Raw genomic sequence first — 17,587 nt, 5'->3', positions numbered from 1 at the left:
ACGATGACGACGACAGACAGCAGCGGCGACGTCCGCCTCACCGGTATCAGCAAGACCTACGGCTCCTTCACCGCCGTGCACCCGCTCGACCTGACCGTGCCACAGGGCTCCTTCTTCGCCCTGCTCGGCGCGTCCGGCTGCGGCAAGACCACCACCCTGCGCATGATCGCCGGTCTGGAGGAGCCCAGCGGCGGCACGGTCCACCTCGGCGACCAGGACGTGACCCGGCTCCCGCCCTACAAGCGCCCGGTGAACACCGTCTTCCAGTCCTACGCGCTCTTCCCGCACCTCGACATCTTCGAGAACGTGGCCTTCGGGCTGCGCCGGCGCGGCATCAAGAGCGTGAAGAAGCAGGTCGGCGAGATGCTCGACCTGGTCCAGCTCGGCGAGCAGGCCCGCAAGAAGCCCCACCAGCTCTCCGGTGGCCAGCAGCAGCGCGTAGCGGTCGCCCGCGCCCTGATCAACCACCCCAAGGTGCTCCTGCTCGACGAGCCGCTCGGCGCCCTCGACCTCAAGCTGCGCCGCCAGATGCAGCTGGAGCTGAAGCGCATCCAGACCGAGGTGGGCATCACCTTCGTCCATGTCACGCACGACCAGGAGGAGGCCATGACCATGGCCGACACGGTCGCCGTGATGAACGCGGGCCGGGTCGAGCAGCTCGGCGCCCCCGCCGATCTCTACGAGAACCCGCGCACCACCTTCGTCGCCAACTTCCTGGGCACCTCCAACCTCATCGAGGCCGAGGTCGACACCCGCTCCGGCGACGACATCGTGCTCAAGGCGGGCGGCGGCAAGCTCACCCTGCCCGGCGCCCGGTGTTCCGCCCCCGCCGCGACCGGCGGCAAGGTGCTGCTCGGGGTGCGCCCGGAGAAGATCTCCCTCACCCACGCCGACGACGCCGGGGAGATCCCGGCCGGCCGCAACCGCCTCACCGGCACCATCGCCGACGCCAGCTTCATCGGTGTCTCCACCCAGTACGTGGTGGACAGCCCCGCCTGTCCTGACCTGGCCGTCTATGTCCAGAACGTCGACCGCGACGCCCGGCTCGTGCCCGGCGCCGAGGTCGTCCTGCACTGGAGCCCCGCGCACACCTTCGGTCTGGACGCGGCCCAGGACATCGACGCCGGGGTGGAGAAGGTCGAGGAAGAGGTCTGATGGCGACGACCCTCGCCGAGGCGCCCGCACCCCCGGCGCCCGAGACACCGACGCCGAAGCCACCGCGCAAGCGGGGCCGCTGGACGCCGTATCTGCTGCTGCTGCCCGGACTGCTCTGGCTGGTCGTCTTCTTCGCCCTGCCGATGGTCTACCAGGCGTCGACCTCGGTGCAGACCGGCTCCCTGGAGGACGGCTACGAGGTCACCTGGCACTTCGCGACCTACTGGAACGCGGTTGCCGAGTACTGGCCGCAGTTCCTGCGCTCGGTGCTCTACGCCGGGTCCGCGACGGTGCTGTGTCTGCTGCTGGGCTATCCGCTGGCGTATCTGATCGCCTTCCGGGCGGGCCGCTGGCGGAACCTGATCATGATCCTGGTGATCGCGCCCTTCTTCACCAGCTTCCTGATCCGCACCCTGGCCTGGAAGACCATCCTCGCCGACAGCGGACCCGTGGTCAGCGCGCTGAACTCGCTGCACATCCTGGATGTGACCAGCTGGCTCGGCATGACCGCCGGGGACCGGGTGCTCGCCACCCCGCTCGCGGTGATCTGCGGTCTGACCTACAACTTCCTGCCGTTCATGATCCTGCCGCTCTACACCTCGCTGGAGCGGATCGACGGCCGGCTGCACGAAGCCGCCGGGGATCTGTACGCCCGGCCCTTCACCACCTTCCGCAAGGTCACCTTCCCGCTCTCCATGCCCGGTGTGGTCTCCGGCACCCTGCTGACCTTCATCCCGGCCACCGGTGACTATGTGAACGCCGATCTGCTCGGCTCGACCGACACCCGCATGATCGGCAATGTCATCCAGACCCAGTTCCTGCGGATCCTGGATTATCCGACGGCCGCCGCGCTGTCGTTCGTCCTGATGTTCGCGATCCTCATGATGGTGACGCTGTACATCCGTAGGTCCGGTACGGAGGATCTGGTTTAAATGGCCTTCGTCAACTGGCTCAAGCGCCACTTCGTCGTCATCGCCGGGCTCATCACCCTCGGCTATCTGCTGCTGCCGAATGTGATCGTCACGGTCTTCTCCTTCAACAAACCGAAGGGCCGCTTCAACTACGAGTGGCAGGAATTCTCGCTGGACGCCTGGAAGGACCCGTGCGGGGTCGCCGATATGTGCGGCTCGCTCTCGCTCAGCCTCCAGATCGCCCTGTGGGCCACCCTCGGCGCCACCCTGCTGGGCGCGATGATCGCCTTCGCCCTGGTCCGCTACCGGTTCCGGGCGCGCGGCGCGGTCAACTCGCTGATCTTCCTGCCGATGGCGATGCCCGAGGTCGTGATGGCCGCCTCGCTGCTCACCCTGTTCCTGAACATGGGCATCCAGCTGGGCTTCTGGACCATCCTCATCGCCCACATCATGTTCTGCCTCAGCTTTGTGGTGACGGCGGTCAAGGCGCGCGTGATGTCGATGGACCCCCGGCTGGAGCAGGCCGCCCAGGACCTCTACGCCGGGCCGGTGCAGACCTTCCTGCGGGTCACCCTGCCGATCGCCGCACCCGGTATCGCGGCGGGCGCCCTGCTGGCCTTCGCCCTCTCCTTCGACGATTTCATCATCACCAATTTCAACGCGGGCTCGACCGTCACCTTCCCCATGTTCGTCTGGGGCTCGGCGCAGCGCGGTACGCCCGTTCAGATCAATGTCATCGGTACGGCCATGTTCCTGATCGCCGTACTGTTGGTGGTGACCTCCATGGTCATCGGCAATCGCCGCAAGAAGCAAAAGGCATAAAGCAAAAGGCATAAGCCGCTGTAGGGAGTTGAAATCATGGCCGGAAGCGCCATGAGCCGTGGTACCGACTGGACGAAATCCCTCTCCGACGCACAGCCCGTCCCGTACTGGCTGGACGACCCCGGCCGTCCCCGCCCGGAGGCCGCCCTCACCGGCGCCGAGACCTGCGATCTGCTGGTCGTCGGCGGCGGGTACAGCGGGCTGTGGACCGCGCTGATCGCCAAGGAGCGCGAGCCGGAGCGGGATGTCGTCCTGGTCGAGGGCCGCGAGATCGGCTGGGCCGCGTCCGGCCGCAACGGCGGCTTCTGCGCCGCCTCCCTCACCCATGGGCTGTCCAACGGGCTCACCCGCTGGCCCGACGAGATCCACAAGCTCCAGGAGCTCGGCGCCCGCAACCTCGACGAGATCGAGGCGGCGGTCGCCCGGTACGCGATGGACTGCGAGTTCGAGCGCACCGGCGAGATCGATGTGGCCACCGAGACCTACCAGGCGTGGGAGCTGCGCGACTGGTACCAGGAGCTGGATCGCGAGGGCCTCGCCGACGGCCTGGACCTGCTGGACGCGGACCAGATCCGGGCCCAGGTCGACTCCCCGACCTTCCAGGGCGGCCTCTACGACCGGCGGGGCGTCGCCATGGTCCACCCGGCCAAGCTCGCCTGGGGCCTCAAGCGGGCCTGCGCCAGGCTCGGCGTCCGCGTCTACGAGCACACCCCCGCCCTGGACCTGAAGCCGTACGGCGCCGGAATGGCCGTGCGCACCCCGTACGGCTCGATCCGGGCCCGCAAGGTCGCCCTGGGCACGAACATCTTCCCGAACCTGGTCAAGCGGGTCCGCGCCTACACCGTCCCGGTCTACGACTACGCCCTGATGACCGAGCCGCTCACCGCCGAGCAGCTCGGCGCGATCGGCTGGAAGAACCGGCAGGGCCTCGGCGACTCGGCCAACCAGTTCCACTACTTCCGCCTCTCCGCCGACAACCGCATCCTGTGGGGCGGCTACGACGCCATCTATCCGTACGGCGGACAGGTGCGCGCCGAGTACGACGACCGCCCGGAGACCTACGCCAAGCTCGCCGGGCACTTCTTCACCTGCTTCCCCCAGCTGGAGGGGCTGCGTTTCAGCCATGCCTGGGGCGGCGCGATCGACACCTGCTCGCGCTTCTCCGCCTTCTTCGGCACCGCCCATCAGGGCCGGGTCTCCTACGCCGCCGGGTACACCGGGCTCGGGGTGGGCGCGACCCGGTTCGGCGCCGAGGTGATGCTGGATCTGCTGGCGGGGGAGCGGACCGAGCGGACCGAGCTGGAGATGGTCCGGAAGAAGCCGCTGCCGTTTCCGCCGGAGCCGTTCGCCTGGACCGGGATCGCCCTCACCAAGTGGTCGCTGGCCCGCGCGGACGAGCGGGGCGGGCGGCGCAATCTGTGGCTGCGGACCATGGACCGGCTGGGCCTGGGCTTCGACAGCTGATCCCGCCCGACATCGCAGCAGGTCAGGTGGTGTGAGCCGGTTCACTCGAAGGATTTGGCCCGACCGGCGTAATGCCGGGCCAGGACCTCTCTCTTAATGCCGACGCGAGCGCGTCGAACGACAAGAGGGAGGTCTTTCCCATGACAGGTGCCAAGACGGCGGTCGAGTGGCTGACATCCGTCGCACCGGATCCCGAGTCCTGCCGCTGGGAGTGGGAGCGCAACCCCCTGGGGGTCGCTCTGCTGCCGGCGGGCCAGGCCTGGGACGTACTGATCGTGCCGGGCGAGCTGGGCTATCCGACCCTGGATGTGCTCACCCGGATCCTGGACCGGCCGGGTCCCGTCCTGGTCGATTTCTCCGACGCCCGGATGGGGTTCCTGGTGCCGCCCGGCACCGCCGCCCGCTGGGTCGGCACCGGTATCCGCACCGCGGGCACCGGGTCCTGGATCGTCGTCCCGTACCCCGGCCGGGCCACCGGCGGGGTGCGCTGGCTGGTCACCCCGGACGGCTCCGGCACCCTCACCGACCCGGCCCTGCTGGAACTGGCGATGCACGAGGCGGCGGCGGGACTGAGGATCGACCGCGACCGGAACCGGGACCGGGAGCCCGGCCGGGATCGCGACCGGGACCGGGACGGCTGAGCGGGGGCCAGTCGAGCCGGAGTCCATGTGACCGGTTGACGCCCGTCGCCCCGTCCGGGTCCAGGGACGGCGGCGGGTGAGGAAGAGCCCGGTTCGCCATCGAACCGGGCTCTGTCGCGTCCAGAGGTCTTGACAACCGAATTGGTCTGGACCAAATTCGTCCTGCTGCCCGCTCCACCCGGCCCGCTCCACTCGGGTCCGCCGCACCCCTGCCCGCCGCACCCCGGTCCGCCCCGCTCCACCCTGCCCGCTCCACCCCTGCCCTCTCCCCTCGCCGGAGGCACACGTGGAACGCACCGAACGCCCTGAACGCACCGCCCGCCCCGAACGCCCCGACCGCACGAGACGCTCCCGCCGCCCCAGATCCCTGGTCCGCCGCGGACTGCTCGCCCTGCTCACCACCGGGGCGCTCGCCGCCTCCGGGATCACCTCGGCCGCCCTCGCCGCCGATGTCGACCTGGCCCGCAACGGCGGCTTCGAGTCCGGCCTCACCCACTGGACCTGCACCAACGGAACCAATGTCACCACCCCGGTGCGCAGCGGCAGTTCGGCGCTGCGGGCCACCCCGGCCGGCAGCGACAACGCCCGCTGCTCCCAGACCGTCACCGTGCAGCCCAACTCCCAGTACACCCTGACCGGCCATGTCCAGGGCTCGTACGTCTATCTCGGCGCCAGTGGCACCGGCACCACCGATGTCTCCACCTGGACCCAGAACGCGCCGAGCTGGCAGCAGCTCACCACCACCTTCCGCACCGGCCCCGCCACCACCCGCGTCACCCTCTACACCCACGGCTGGTACGGCACCCCCGCCTACTACGCCGACGACATCACCCTGATCGGCCCCGGAGTGGACCCCGGCCAGCCGCCCGCCGTGCCGACCGGGCTCAGGGCCGGCACGGTCACCGCCACCAGCGCCACCCTGTCCTGGTCCGCCGTGACCGGCGCCACCGGCTACGCCCTCTACCGCGACGGCGTCCGGATCCAGACCCCCACCGGCACCTCCGCCACCGTCACCGGCCTCACCGCCGCCACCGCCTACTCGTTCCAGATCGCGGCGGTCAACGACGCCGGGGAGTCGGCCCGTTCGGCGGCGGTCGCCGTCACCACCCCCGACTCCGGCGGCGGAGACCCCGGCCAACTGCCCCCGCACGCCCTCGTCGGCTACCTCCACGCCAGCTTCGCCAACGGCTCCGGCTACACCCGGCTCGCCGATGTCCCCGACAGCTGGGACGTCATCGACCTGGCCTTCGGTGAGCCCACCTCGGTCACCTCCGGCGACATCCGCTTCGAGCGCTGCCCGGTCACCGAGTGCCCGAACGTGGAGAGCGACGCCGAGTTCAAGGCGGCCATCCAGGCCAAGCAGGCGGCCGGCAAGAAGGTGCTGATCTCCATCGGCGGCCAGAACGGCCAGGTGCAGCTCACCACCCCCGCCGCCCGGGACATGTTCGTCACCTCCGTCTCCCGGATCATCGACGAGTACGGGCTCGACGGCCTCGACATCGACTTCGAGGGCCACTCCCTGTCCCTGAACGCCAACGACACCGACTTCAAGAACCCCACCACCCCGGTGGTCGTCAACCTCATCGCGGCGGTGAAGACCCTCAAGGCCAGGTACGGCGCCGACTTCGTGCTGACCATGGCCCCGGAGACCTTCTTCGTCCAGCTCGGCTACCAGTACTACGGCACCGGCCCCTGGGGCGGCCAGGACCCGCGCGCCGGGGCCTACCTCCCGGTCATCCACGCCCTGCGCGACGACCTCACCCTGCTGCACGTCCAGGACTACAACTCCGGCCCGATCATGGGCCTGGACAACCAGTACCACTCCATGGGCGGCGCCGACTTCCACATCGCCATGACCGACATGCTGCTCACCGGCTTCCCGGTGGCCGGCAACCAGAACAACGTCTTCCCGCCGCTGCGCCCCGACCAGATCGCCATCGGCATGCCCGCCTCGGTCAACGCCGGCAACGGCTATGTGGCCCCCGGCGAGGTCACCAAGGCGCTGGACTGCCTGACCAAGAAGACCAACTGCGGCTCGTACGCCACCCATGGCACCTGGCCCGGTCTGCGCGGCCTGATGACCTGGTCGATCAACTGGGACCGCTTCGCGAACTGGGAGTTCCAGCGGACGTTCGACGGCTACTTCCCGTGACCGGGAGCCGGCGGGTGAGCGCCCGCGCATAGCCCAGCAGCAGTACCGCGCCGAGGCACCAGCCGGCCACCACGTCCAGCGGCCAGTGATAGCCCCGGCGCACCAGCCCGTAGGACACCCCGAGGACCGCCGCCGCGCACAGCAGGACCAGTGCGCGGCGCGCGGCCGTCCGGCGCAGCCAGGGCAGCAGAAGCAGGGCGCCTGCGCCGTACGCGATCAGCGCGGTGACGGTGTGGCCGGACGGGAAGTAGCCGGTCGCGGGCGGTACGGCCGGGGTGCCGGGCCGGTCGGTGAGCATCTTGACCGGGACGACGAGGAGCGGCACCAGCGCCATCAGGACCCCGGCGCCCGCCGCCGGGAGCCACCAGCGGGCCCGCCCCGCCGCCCGTGCCCGCCAGGCCGCCCAGCCCGCCGCGAGCGCCAGCACCGGGACCGCGACCTGGACATTGCCGAGGTCGGAGAGCAGCTCCGAGAACCGGTCGGGCCGGATCAGCGCCCGGCTCAGCCGCTCGTCGAGCCCGATCAGCGGTCCGTCGCCCATCACCTGCCAGGTGAGCAGCAGGAAGACGGCGACCAGGGCGAGGAGCAGGACGAGAAGGGGCACCCGCCCAGCTTCGCAGCCGCACCCGGCGCCGCGGAAACCGCCGCCCGACCCCTCGCTACAGTTGACTGTGTCTAATCTGGCCGTTAGCTTGGATGGCGGGGCCGAGGCGGGCCCGGCAGTGGCCGCTCTCCCGACCCCCCTTCCGAGGACTCCTCCCGCGGAGTCTCCTCGTCCGGAGTCTCCGCTTCCGAGGACTCCCCGCCGCGCTCACCGTCGAGCGGCGACCCTCCCCTTCCCCGTGTCCGGCCAAGTGCCGTCCCTCACCCCGGAGTTGAACCATGACGTGCTACGACTGCGCCCTTGAGGACCGTACCGGTACCTCCGCCATCGGTGTCTGCGCCCGCTGCGGCCTCGCCGCCTGCCAGGACCACGCCCGGGTGCTGGTCGCCCAGGTGTCCCAGGTCAACGGCATGGGCCTGTCGACCGGACCGGTCGCCGCCCGCCGCTTCGTCTGCAACGCCTGCCACACCGCCGAGCGCGCGTACTGAGCGCCGCCCGGGTCCTCAGGGGGTGCGCGTGGCCGCGTCGAAGCGGCGGCAGTCGCCGCACACGCCCCACCAGGTGATCTCGGCCTCGTCCACGGCGAAGCCCTTGTCCTCCGCGAGGTCCAGACAGGGCGCCCGGCCGACCGTGCAGTCGACGTCCTCGATCCGGCCGCAGCTGCGGCACACCAGATGATGGTGGTTGTCGCCGACGCGCAACTCGTAGCGGGCCGGGGAACCGGCGGGCTCGATACAGCGGATCAGCTCCGCCCGGGTGAGGTCCTCCAGCACGTTGTAGAGGCCCTGCCGGGACAGACCGCTCGGGGCGGCCCGGCCCACTCCGACCCGCCCCTCGATCTCCGAGGCGGTGGAGTGCGGATTGCCCAGCAGCGCGGTCAGCACCGCGCGCCGCTGGGAGGTGCTGCGCAGGCCCTTGCCCCTCAGCAGATCACCGGCCAGCTGTTCCGTGTCCATCCTGTGCCCCACTTCGACGCGGCCCCCTGGTCCTTCGGAATCCCTCGGACCCACGATCAAGGATGCCCACAAAATTGATTGTGTCAAATGTGAGGGCGTCCCAGGTCACACCGGACGCAGCAGGTCGGTGAGGATCTCCCGGGCACGGGTCCAGGGCAGTGCCGTCCCCGCGTCCGCCAGGACCTCGCGCCGCGCCCCGGGGATCCGCGCGGCGAGACCCGCCCCGAGATCCGGCGAGTGGAACGGGTTCCGGTCGCCCGCGCTGTACCAGAGCCGCACCGGGACCCGCAGCGCCGCCGGGTCGAACGGCCAGCGCGTCGCCGCCAGCACCGTCTCCCGGGCATACCCCCGCGACCCCTGGAGAAAGCCCTCCGTCAGCGCCTCCCGGTACGCCCGCCGGAACCCGGGGTCGCCGAAGACCCGCCGGTCGTGCTCCCCGGGCGCCCCGGTGACCACCTCGAACAGCGCCTCGGCATCGGCCGCCTCGGCGAGCAGCCGCTCCGCCCGCTCCGGGTCACCGGCGGCCCGCCGGACCAGGAACTCGGCCTCCGGTTCGCGGACGCCGTCGAAGGCGGGGTGGGCGATCTCGTCCGTCCCCGACACCACCGCCACCCGGTCCACCAGCCCGGCGGCGGCGCAGGCCAGCGCGAAGGGGGCGCCGACCGAGTAGCCGACGGCGGCCCGGAAGCGGTGCGCCCCGCGCAGCCGGGCGAACTCGGCGAGGTCCGCCGCCCAGTCCGTCAGGGTCCACCCGGGGCGTGCCTCGGACACCCCGAGCCCCGGCCGGTCCACGGTGATCAGCCGGACGCCGAGCGCGGTCACCGCGTCCGTGTCCAGGCCCAGCCGGCGGCCGGTCGCCGACCCGGCGCACAGCAGCACCGGCGGCCCCGACTCCGGCCCCCACTCGGCCCAGCCGAGCCCCCGCCCGTCGGCCAGCCGGACCCGCCCCAGCCGCTCGGGCGCCCGCACCGCCACCGCCCCGCTCGCCGGGGGCCACGGGGATCGGTCGGCCACGGCTCCTCCTCGCCCCGGACGGCTCCCGGATCCGCCCACCCTACCCTCGGGAGCCCGCAGAATGGACTCACTCCAATCTGATCTCGGGGCCGGGCAGCACCACCGCCCCCCGCTCCCGCCGCCGCTCCGGGATCTCGTACGGCGACTCCCAGTACGAGTGGGTGACCGCCGCCCACCAGATCTCGAAGTCACCCGCCAGCTCACCCACCGTGCACTCCCGGGCCACCCGCATCGTCGCCCGCTCGTCCCACCGGCAGCCCAGCCGCCCCGGCCGGGCCTGACGGGCCAGCGCCTTCAGCCGCCGCTCCAGCCCCATCGCCGTCAGCGGTTCCGGCGAGCCGCCCACCGGGTCACCGGGCCGGGCCACGGGCTGGACGTCGTACCGGAACACCCAGACCTCGCGGGAGCCGCCGTACTCGGTCAGGGTCCAGCCCCACACCGGCTGCGCGGCCACCGCCAGATGGCGCCGGGACTGCTCCCGGCGCCGCTCCTGGTCCCGCTCGGCCCGCTCCCGCCAGCGCCGGTTCAGCTCCTGCTGCCGGCGCCGCCGCTCGGCCTGCTCGGCGGCCCGGCGCCGCTCGATCTCCGCGATCACCGGCCCGTACGCCCGTACCGCGCCGCCCAGCACCGCGCGGCAGTGCGCCGCGGCCAGCGTCCGGCGCCGGGCGCCGCCGGGCAGGAAGCGGTTGCGCAGGCTGTACTGCGCCGCGGCCCGGCGGCGTTCGGCCGCCACCACCGTCTCCTGGAAGCGCCGGGTCGCGGCCCGCCACGCCGTGTGCTCGTCCGGTGTCGCCGCGACCGAGTCCGCCGGACCCCAGTCGATCGCGCCCGGCGGCCCGTCGGTGAGGCGGGCGTACATCGCGTCGGCGGCCTCCCCGAAGCTGCCGCCGACCTGGTGCGCCAGCTCACGCAGGACGACGCGGCCACTCGCAGACGTCATGGACATCGCTGGGTCTCCCTCCCGACAAGGTCACCGCCCGACAGGCTCACAACCCAACAGGATCGAGCGCCCGGCACCCGCCCGGGAAGGGGCGGACGGGCGGCGCACAGGGGGTGGGGACCGGGGCATGGGCGGGGGAGCGGGCCGGGGGAGCGGGCGACAGCGGTTTCCGGCCGTCAGAGGTCTGGACCCCCTGGCAGCCCGGACATGCCGAAGGGCCGGCGCAAGGGGGGGAGTGCGCCGGCCCTTCGGGGGCGTGCCGTCCGGGGCGGCCTCCGCGAGCTGCTCACGCAGGCGGCGGTGGCGGTACCGCGTCGGCCGTCCGGACCGGATCGTCGCACGCCCCGGGGGGTGTGGGGCGGGCGACCGTCCGATCCTGAGGAGAATCCGGAGCCCGAGGGCCCCGGGTGTGTGCGCGAGGCACGACCAGGTCGAAGCGGGGGAAGCCCCGGCCTGATACCGCCCACAGTCCCCTGTGGACGGGTGTATCTCTCATCCGCGACGAACCTACGGCAGGGGATCCGGCGAGGACACCCCGATCGGCGACCCGCCATCCTCCCCGCACACTCTCTTCACACGCTCTGCCGCGGCCCTGACCGCGCCGGATGCGCCGGATGCCCCGGACGTCCCGGACGTCCCGGACGTCCCGGATGCGCCCCGGACGGCTCAGATCCGGGTGAACGCCTGCTCGATGATGTCCAGGCCCTCGGTGAGCAGCTCGTCGCCGATGACCAGCGGCGGCAGGAAGCGCAGCACATTGCCGTAGGTGCCACAGGTCAGGACCAGCAGCCCCTCGGCGTGGCACGCCTTGGCCAGCGCGGCGGTCGCCTCCGGGTTCGGCTCCTTGGTCGTGCGGTCCTTGACCAGCTCGATCGCGATCATCGCGCCCCGGCCCCGGACATCGCCGATGATGTCGAACTTCTCGGCCATGGCGGTCAGCCGGCCCTTCATGACCGACTCGATGTGCCGGGCCGCCGCGTTGAGGTCCAGCTCCTTCATCGTCTCGATGGAGCCGAGCGCGCCCGCGCAGGCCACCGGGTTGCCGCCGTAGGTGCCGCCGAGGCCGCCCGCGTGGGCCGCGTCCATGATCTCGGCGCGCCCGGTGACCGCCGCCAGCGGCAGCCCGCCCGCGATGCCCTTGGCAGTGGTGATCAGATCCGGGACGATCCCCTCGTCCTCGCACGCGAACCACTGGCCGGTACGGCAGAACCCGGACTGGATCTCATCGGCGACGAAGACGATCCCGTTGTCGTTCGCGTACTGCACGATCGCCGGGAGGAAGCCCTTGGCAGGCTCGATGAAACCGCCCTCGCCGAGCACCGGCTCGATGATGATCGCCGCGATGTTGTCCGCGCCGACCTGCTTGGACATCTCGTCGATGGCCTGCGCGGCGGCCTCGGCGCCGGCGTTCTCGGCACCGGTCGGCCAGCGGTAGCCGTAGGCCACCGGCACCCGGTACACCTCGGGCGCGAACGGGCCGAAGCCGTGCTTGTAGGGCATGTTCTTGGCGGTCAGCGCCATGGTGAGGTTGGTCCGGCCGTGGTAGCCGTGGTCGAAGACCACCACCGCCTGCCGCTTGGTGTGGGCGCGGGCGATCTTCACCGCGTTCTCCACGGCCTCGGCGCCCGAGTTGAACAGCGCGGTCTTCTTGGCGTGGTCGCCCGGCGTCAGCTCGGCGAGCGCCTCGGCGACCTCCACGTACCCCTCGTAGGGCGTGACCATGAAACAGGTGTGGGTGAAGTCGGCGAGCTGGGCCGAGGCCCGGCGTACGACGGCCTCGGCGGAGGCGCCGACCGAGGTCACCGCGATCCCGGAACCGAAGTCGATCAGCCGGTTGCCGTCGACGTCCTCGATGATCCCGCCGCCCGCGCGCGCGGTGAACACCGGCAGCACGGAGCCGACACCCTGCGCCACCACGGCGGTACGGCGGGCCTGGAGCTCCTGCGACTTCGGGCCGGGAATGGCGGTGACGACGCGGCGCTCCTGCGGGACTGCGGTCATGGGGGGCTCCCTGTGATCGTGCGGTGGTGTGCGGCGGCCTCCGGGTGTGCGGTGGCCTGCGGTGGTGCGGGGGTCTGCGGTCGTGCGGTGGTGTGCGGTGGCCTCCGGGTGTGCGGTGGCCTGGGGTGGTGCGGTGGCCTGGGGTGGTGCGGGGGTCTGCGGTGGTGCCGGGGTCGGTGGTACTGGGTTCTGCGGTGGTGCCGGGGTCTGCGGTGGTGCCGGGGTCCGTGGTCGTCGTGCGGACCGGCGGTGATGGTGTGCCGCTCGGACGACGCCCGGGTGCTGTTTCTCGCAGGCTAGGTGGGGGAGCGGGGGGTGGGCATGCTCCATGTGGGCGTTTTCGGCGAGCCGCGTTGTCCGCCGTGGACATACCCGGGACCGGGAGCCGTCCGGGACGCGTGGCCGGACCCGGCCGGGTATGCGGTGAACTCCCCTTGCGGGCGCGTTAGATTGACTCGCCGATGGTGCACGGAACCGCTGGGAGCGGCTGGTCAGGGGGCAGAACGATGGACAGCGACGGGACGCAGGACGCCCGGGGCACGCACGCCGACCCCGTACCGCGCCCGGCGGCACCACCGGATGCCCAGGGCGCCGGTCCCGGGGGCCCGGTGGACGCCCCTCGCCCGGGACCCGTGATTCCGCCCCGGCCGCGGACCGACCCCCACCTCCTCCCGCCCGGCGCCCCCACCGCCCCGTACGGCACCCCGCCCCGCCCCGGCACCCCGCCGGGACCCGCCCCCGTCGCCGGGTGGCTGGACACCCCCCGGCCCGCCGCCCGCCCCGGCGTCTGGCGGCTCGGGTACCGGCCGTCCGAGGGGGACGGGGCGGCCGAGCGGCTCGCGCCGATCACCGTTGTCGGACTGCTGATCCCGCTCGTCGTCGGGCTGCTCCTCTGGTCGCTGTGGCGGCAGGGCGGCATCCCCTACCAGTTCGCCCCGCTGCGCCTGGTCACCCCGGACGACTGGTGGTGGGGCGGCACCCTCGCCTCCCCCCGGGGCATGGAGGGCGCCGAGGCCCGGGTGGTCTACGACGGCGTCTTCTTCGCCGCCCTCGTCTACGCCATGGGCCGCCTCGGCAGCTGGCCCGAGGTCGTCCGCCACTACCTGGGCCGCCGCCCGCAGCCCGCCCGCGCGCTGCTCGCCCTGCTGGCCGCCCTGGCCGTGCTGAGCCTGGTCTTCCCGGACGCCTTCCCCGGCGTCGGCTGGGCCGCGCTGCCCATCGTCGCCCCCCTGTTCTCGCTGGTCGTGCTCATCTCCGGCGGCTACGACCTGTTCACCTCCCAGCTCTTCGTCGACTCGGTGTACGGGCTGATCACCCTGCTCGTGCTGATCCCCTTCGCCCGGATCGGCGGCTGGCTGCCCTACGCCCGCGCCCTGCTCGACGCCCGCCGCGACCGGCGGACGCGCCCGGTCGCCGGACCCGCCGAGCCGCCCCGCTCGCAGTGGCCCGCGCTGCGCGAGGCCGGCGGGCACCAGGCCGCCGACCTGCTCACCGCCGAGGTGCTCACCGGCCGGATGAACGACGTCGACTGCGCCCGCGTCGACCGCGCCTGGCGCGACGCCCGGCACGACGCCACCCGCCTCGCCGCCTTCACCGACACCGTGCTGCGCCAGGGCGCCGCCGCCTGGGTCCACCCCTCCGGCGCCCGCGACCTGCCCGCCCGCACCACCGCGCACGACCCCCTCGCCGAGCAGGTCCGCATCGGCCGCTGGACCACCGGCGACCGGGTCCCGGCCGCCTACCGGGGCGCGGGCGCCGCCCTCGGCCCGGCGGTGCTGGCCACCTCCCTGCTGGCCATCGGCCCGTCCGGCGCGGGCAAGACCCGGCGGCTGATCGCCCCGGTCGTCGAGTCCCTCGCCCTCACCGCGCTCACCGGCGGCGCCTCGGTCGTCGCCGTCACCGCCGCGGGCACCCCCCTCGGCCCCGACAGCGCCTACGACGTCGTCATCCGCGTCGGCGACCCCGCCTCCGCGCACGACCTGGACCCCTACGCCGAGACCGGCGACCCCGACGAGGCCGCCGCGATCCTCGCCGAGGCGCTGATCGGGGATGTCGAGCAGATCGGCAACCAGAGCGCCGCCACCGCCCTCGCCCAGCTCCTCGGCCCCTACCGCGCGGTGCACGGCCGCTTCCCGCCACTGCCGGTGCTGCGCGCCCTGCTGGAGGGCGAACCGGCCGCGCTGACCGCCCTGCGGGACGCCCTCACCGGCGAGCGGCACACCGTGATGCGGCGCGAACTGGAGGCCCGGCTCCGCCAGCGCGGCACCACCGCCGACACCGGCCCCGCCCTCGCCGACCGGCTGGCCCTCCTGGACCGCCCCGCCTTCGCCGACTTCTTCACCGGCACGGGAACCGCCCCCGGCACCGCCTCCGCTCCCCGCCCGTTCTCCCTGCGGGCCATCGCCCACCACCCCCTCCGCGTCCGCATCGATCTGCCCGCGCACGGCCATGAGGAGGCGTCCCGGCTGCTCACCCGGCTGATCCTGGCCCAGTTCACCGCCGTCGTCCGGGACGCCGGGCGGCGCCCGCACTTCGCCGCGCTGGTCCTGGACGACGCCACCGGCACGATCACCGCCGAGTCGCTGCGCCGCGTCCAGCGGCTGCGGTCGCAGAACGCCGGGGCGGTCCTGGCGCTGCGTACCGTCGGCGACGTACCGGAGGCGCTGCACGGCCCGCTGTTCGCGGCCGTCGGCTGCCGGATGGCGTTCTCCGGGGTGACCACCTGGGACGGCGGCCGGTTCGCGCAGGCGTGGGGCACCGAGTGGGTGGAGACCCGGGAGGTCGCGAAGCACACCGTCTTCGCCGACCAGCCCATGACCCGGGCCATCCACGCCCTGCGCAAACTGGTCACCGGCAAGGCGGTCACCACCGACGCGGTCACCGTCCGCCAGGTCGAGCGCGAACGCTGGTCCGCCTCCCAGCTCGCCCACGATCTGCCCCCCGGCCACGCGGTCCTCTCCCTCACCGACGCCCGCGGCGACCACGCCCCCCCGGCCCTGCTGGAACTGGGGTCCTAGCCACCCCCCACCCGACCGGCCAATGCGGCAGAATCGAAGAAGACCGTTCATACAGGACGTCCAATCCGCAGTCGGCCGCCGGAACCGCCCCCCGGCGGCCGACCGTGGCCGACCGATCCGAAGGCCCAGGCCCGTATGCCGCCCACGCTCGCCTCACTCGTCCACCACTCCGCGCTCCGGCTGACCGTGCGGGCGGGCCAGGACCGGCTGGATGTCCCCGTGCGCTGGGCCCATGTCAGCGAGCTGACCGACCCCGTGCCGTACATGGAGGGCGGTGAGCTGCTGCTGACCACCGCGCTCACCCTGGACGCGGAGAACCCGGAGGCGATGACCCGCTATGTCCGCCGCCTGGTGGATGCGGGCGTGGTCGGCCTCGGCTTCGCGATCGGCGTCAATTACGACGATCTCCCCGCCGCCCTCCTCGACGCGGCCGAGCGCGAGGGCCTCCCGCTCCTTGAGGTGCCCCGCCGCACGCCCTTCCTGGCGATCACCAAGGCCGTCTCCGCCGCCATCGCCGCCGACCAGTACCGGGCGGTCACGGCCGGGTTCGCCGCCCAGCGCGAACTGACCCGGCAGGCCCTGACCGACGGCCCCGAAGGGCTGCTCACCGCACTCGCCGCCCAGCTCGACGGCTGGGCCGCGCTCTACGACGCCTCGGGCGGCCTCGTCGCCGCGGCCCCGGAGTGGGCGGCCCGCCGGGCGGCCCGGCTGACGGCGGACGTCGAGAAGCTGCGCGACCGCCCGCCCCCCGCCAGCGTCGTCGTCGGCGGCCCCGACCACGACGACCGCGTCGAACTCCACTCCCTCGGCACCGGCCGCCGCCCCCGCTCCGCCCTCGCCGTCGGCACCGCGAGCGCCCTCGGCACCGCCGAGCGCTACGCCCTGCACTCCGCCATCGCCCTCCTCACCCTCACCACGGAGCGCTCCCGCTCCCTGCACGCCGCGGAACAGCGCATCGGCACGGCGGTCCTGCGCATGCTCCTCGCCGGCGAACCCGAGCACGCCCGCACCGTCGCGGGCGACCTCTACGGCTCCCTCCTCGACGCCCCCTTCCGACTGCTCCTCGCGGAGGGCCCGGCGGCCCACGACGCCCTCCCCGAACTCCTGGAGTCGGCGGCGGCCCGCGCCGGGGAGTCGATCCTCGTGGTCCCCGACGGCGACCGCCTGGTCGTGCTGGCGGCGGACGGGGGAGCGGCGACGGCCGCGTGCGCGGACCGGGAACCGGGCCCCGACGACGACGCCCTCACCCCGATCGGCCTCTCCGCCCCCGCGGGCCCGATCACCGTCCCCGCCGCCTACAAGCAGGCCGAGCAGGCCCTGTCCGTGGCCCGCCGCCGGGGCCGTCCCCTGGTCGAGCACGACCGGCTGGCCGCCGGCTCGGTCCTCCCCCTCCTCGCCGACGACGCCGTCCGCGCCTTCGCCGACGGTCTGCTCCGCCCCCTCCACGACCACGACGCGACCGGCCGGGGCGACCTGGTCGCCTCCCTCCGCGCCTGGCTCTCCCACCACGGCCAGTGGGACGCGGCGGCTGCTGACCTGGGCGTCCACCGCCATACGCTCCGCTACCGGATGCGCCGAGTAGAAGAAATCCTCACCCGCTCCCTGGACGACCCGGACGTCCGCATGGAGCTATGGCTGGCCCTGAAGGCAACACCCCCGGACCCCCAATGACCGCCCGCGCGCTCCAGGGCTTTCAACGGGAACCCCGGGCACCGTCGAAGCAAGGCGCGGGTTCAAGGCTTTTCAGCGGGCCCGCCGGGCACCTTCGAAGCGACGCGCGGGTTCAAGGCTTTTCAGCGGGCCTGCCGGGCTCTTTCCGGGCGACGCGCGGTCCAAGGCTTTTAGGGGCGCGGGGAACTGCGCGACCAGCCCCCACGCACCCGCACCCACCCACCGGCCCTCCCCACCCC

At 73.0% G+C, this 17,587-nt stretch carries 14 protein-coding genes; 9 read left to right on the top strand and 5 right to left on the bottom strand.

All coding sequences use genetic code 11. From position 1 onward, the window contains the following. The first annotated feature begins 3 nt into the window (after nt 1-3). From ABZX40_RS25300 to ABZX40_RS25275, 6 genes are all read left to right on the top strand, one after another. The gene (locus tag ABZX40_RS25300) at nt 4-1,155 is read left to right on the top strand and encodes an ABC transporter ATP-binding protein (protein ID WP_355742614.1); all 1,152 of its coding nucleotides are present in this window, start codon (nt 4-6) and stop codon (nt 1,153-1,155) included. Continuing rightward, nucleotides 1,155-2,087, top strand: coding sequence for an ABC transporter permease (locus ABZX40_RS25295; RefSeq protein WP_355742617.1), 933 nt, complete (start codon nt 1,155-1,157; stop codon nt 2,085-2,087). Before ABZX40_RS25300 ends, ABZX40_RS25295 begins: the two co-directional genes overlap by 1 nt. Then, nucleotides 2,088-2,888 carry an ABC transporter permease gene (locus tag ABZX40_RS25290; RefSeq protein ID WP_355742619.1) on the top strand — a complete coding sequence of 267 codons (801 nt, stop codon included), beginning with the start codon at nt 2,088-2,090 and terminating at the stop codon, nt 2,886-2,888. It begins immediately after the preceding gene. A gap of 36 nt (nt 2,889-2,924) precedes the next feature. Beyond that, complete coding sequence (locus tag ABZX40_RS25285) at nt 2,925-4,352, top strand: FAD-dependent oxidoreductase (protein ID WP_355742622.1); 1,428 nt, start codon at nt 2,925-2,927, stop codon at nt 4,350-4,352. A gap of 140 nt (nt 4,353-4,492) precedes the next feature. Continuing rightward, complete coding sequence (locus ABZX40_RS25280; RefSeq protein WP_355742625.1) at nt 4,493-4,993, top strand: hypothetical protein; 501 nt, start codon at nt 4,493-4,495, stop codon at nt 4,991-4,993. A gap of 367 nt (nt 4,994-5,360) precedes the next feature. Further along, a complete protein-coding gene (locus tag ABZX40_RS25275) occupies nt 5,361-7,145 on the top strand; it encodes a glycoside hydrolase family 18 protein (RefSeq protein ID WP_355742710.1) in 1,785 nt (594 codons plus the stop codon). Here the strand turns inward: ABZX40_RS25275 and ABZX40_RS25270 are convergent. After that, nucleotides 7,084-7,686 (bottom strand): phosphatase PAP2 family protein, encoded by a 603-nt coding sequence (locus ABZX40_RS25270; RefSeq protein WP_355742713.1) that lies wholly within the window; start codon nt 7,684-7,686, stop codon nt 7,084-7,086. The genes ABZX40_RS25275 and ABZX40_RS25270 overlap by 62 nt on opposite strands. 341 nt (nt 7,687-8,027) lie before the next feature. Here ABZX40_RS25270 and ABZX40_RS25265 point away from each other — a divergent pair, with 341 nt between their 5' ends. Continuing rightward, a complete protein-coding gene (locus ABZX40_RS25265) occupies nt 8,028-8,237 on the top strand; it encodes a DUF2180 family protein (protein ID WP_355742628.1) in 210 nt (69 codons plus the stop codon). Between the two features lie 15 nt (nt 8,238-8,252). Here the strand turns inward: ABZX40_RS25265 and ABZX40_RS25260 are convergent, their stop codons facing one another. The 4 genes from ABZX40_RS25260 to gabT all read right to left on the bottom strand — a co-directional run bounded on the left by ABZX40_RS25260 (nt 8,253) and on the right by gabT (nt 12,660). Beyond that, complete coding sequence (locus ABZX40_RS25260) at nt 8,253-8,705, bottom strand: transcriptional repressor (protein WP_355742631.1); 453 nt, start codon at nt 8,703-8,705, stop codon at nt 8,253-8,255. Between the two features lie 105 nt (nt 8,706-8,810). After that, complete coding sequence (locus tag ABZX40_RS25255) at nt 8,811-9,719, bottom strand: alpha/beta hydrolase (RefSeq protein WP_355742634.1); 909 nt, start codon at nt 9,717-9,719, stop codon at nt 8,811-8,813. Nucleotides 9,720-9,786: 67 nt separating this feature from the next. Beyond that, complete coding sequence (locus ABZX40_RS25250) at nt 9,787-10,659, bottom strand: hypothetical protein (RefSeq protein WP_356162673.1); 873 nt, start codon at nt 10,657-10,659, stop codon at nt 9,787-9,789. Nucleotides 10,660-11,325: 666 nt separating this feature from the next. Then, the gene (gabT, locus tag ABZX40_RS25245; RefSeq protein ID WP_355742640.1) at nt 11,326-12,660 is read right to left on the bottom strand and encodes a 4-aminobutyrate--2-oxoglutarate transaminase; all 1,335 of its coding nucleotides are present in this window, start codon (nt 12,658-12,660) and stop codon (nt 11,326-11,328) included. Between the two features lie 506 nt (nt 12,661-13,166). On the opposite strand from gabT, the gene ABZX40_RS25240 reads away from it, so the two are divergent. Together ABZX40_RS25240 and ABZX40_RS25235 are read left to right on the top strand one after the other, a co-directional pair. After that, nucleotides 13,167-15,677 (top strand): ATP/GTP-binding protein, encoded by a 2,511-nt coding sequence (locus tag ABZX40_RS25240; protein ID WP_355742643.1) that lies wholly within the window; start codon nt 13,167-13,169, stop codon nt 15,675-15,677. 135 nt (nt 15,678-15,812) lie between these two features. Beyond that, complete coding sequence (locus tag ABZX40_RS25235) at nt 15,813-17,348, top strand: PucR family transcriptional regulator ligand-binding domain-containing protein (RefSeq protein WP_355742646.1); 1,536 nt, start codon at nt 15,813-15,815, stop codon at nt 17,346-17,348. Nucleotides 17,349-17,587: the final 239 nt, after the last annotated feature.

The sequence above is a fragment of the Streptomyces sp. NPDC004610 genome (genome assembly GCF_040609715.1).
Taxonomy (GTDB): domain Bacteria; phylum Actinomycetota; class Actinomycetes; order Streptomycetales; family Streptomycetaceae; genus Streptomyces.
This window is presented reverse-complemented; position numbering and strand designations above follow the sequence as displayed.

What these genes read in the sequence shown, in the direction of transcription:
- ABZX40_RS25280 (WP_355742625.1), top strand. Translation starts at nt 4,493, where the DNA reads ATGACAGGTGCCAAGACGGCGGTCGAGTGGCTGACATCCGTCGCACCG.
- ABZX40_RS25260 (WP_355742631.1), bottom strand. Translation starts at nt 8,705, where the DNA reads ATGGACACGGAACAGCTGGCCGGTGATCTGCTGAGGGGCAAGGGCCTG.
- ABZX40_RS25270 (WP_355742713.1), bottom strand. Translation starts at nt 7,686, where the DNA reads ATGGGCGACGGACCGCTGATCGGGCTCGACGAGCGGCTGAGCCGGGCG.
- gabT (WP_355742640.1), bottom strand. Translation starts at nt 12,660, where the DNA reads ATGACCGCAGTCCCGCAGGAGCGCCGCGTCGTCACCGCCATTCCCGGC.
- ABZX40_RS25240 (WP_355742643.1), top strand. Translation starts at nt 13,167, where the DNA reads ATGGACAGCGACGGGACGCAGGACGCCCGGGGCACGCACGCCGACCCC.
- ABZX40_RS25265 (WP_355742628.1), top strand. Translation starts at nt 8,028, where the DNA reads ATGACGTGCTACGACTGCGCCCTTGAGGACCGTACCGGTACCTCCGCC.
- ABZX40_RS25290 (WP_355742619.1), top strand. Translation starts at nt 2,088, where the DNA reads ATGGCCTTCGTCAACTGGCTCAAGCGCCACTTCGTCGTCATCGCCGGG.
- ABZX40_RS25300 (WP_355742614.1), top strand. Translation starts at nt 4, where the DNA reads ATGACGACGACAGACAGCAGCGGCGACGTCCGCCTCACCGGTATCAGC.
- ABZX40_RS25235 (WP_355742646.1), top strand. Translation starts at nt 15,813, where the DNA reads ATGCCGCCCACGCTCGCCTCACTCGTCCACCACTCCGCGCTCCGGCTG.
- ABZX40_RS25250 (WP_356162673.1), bottom strand. Translation starts at nt 10,659, where the DNA reads ATGACGTCTGCGAGTGGCCGCGTCGTCCTGCGTGAGCTGGCGCACCAG.
- ABZX40_RS25295 (WP_355742617.1), top strand. Translation starts at nt 1,155, where the DNA reads ATGGCGACGACCCTCGCCGAGGCGCCCGCACCCCCGGCGCCCGAGACA.
- ABZX40_RS25285 (WP_355742622.1), top strand. Translation starts at nt 2,925, where the DNA reads ATGGCCGGAAGCGCCATGAGCCGTGGTACCGACTGGACGAAATCCCTC.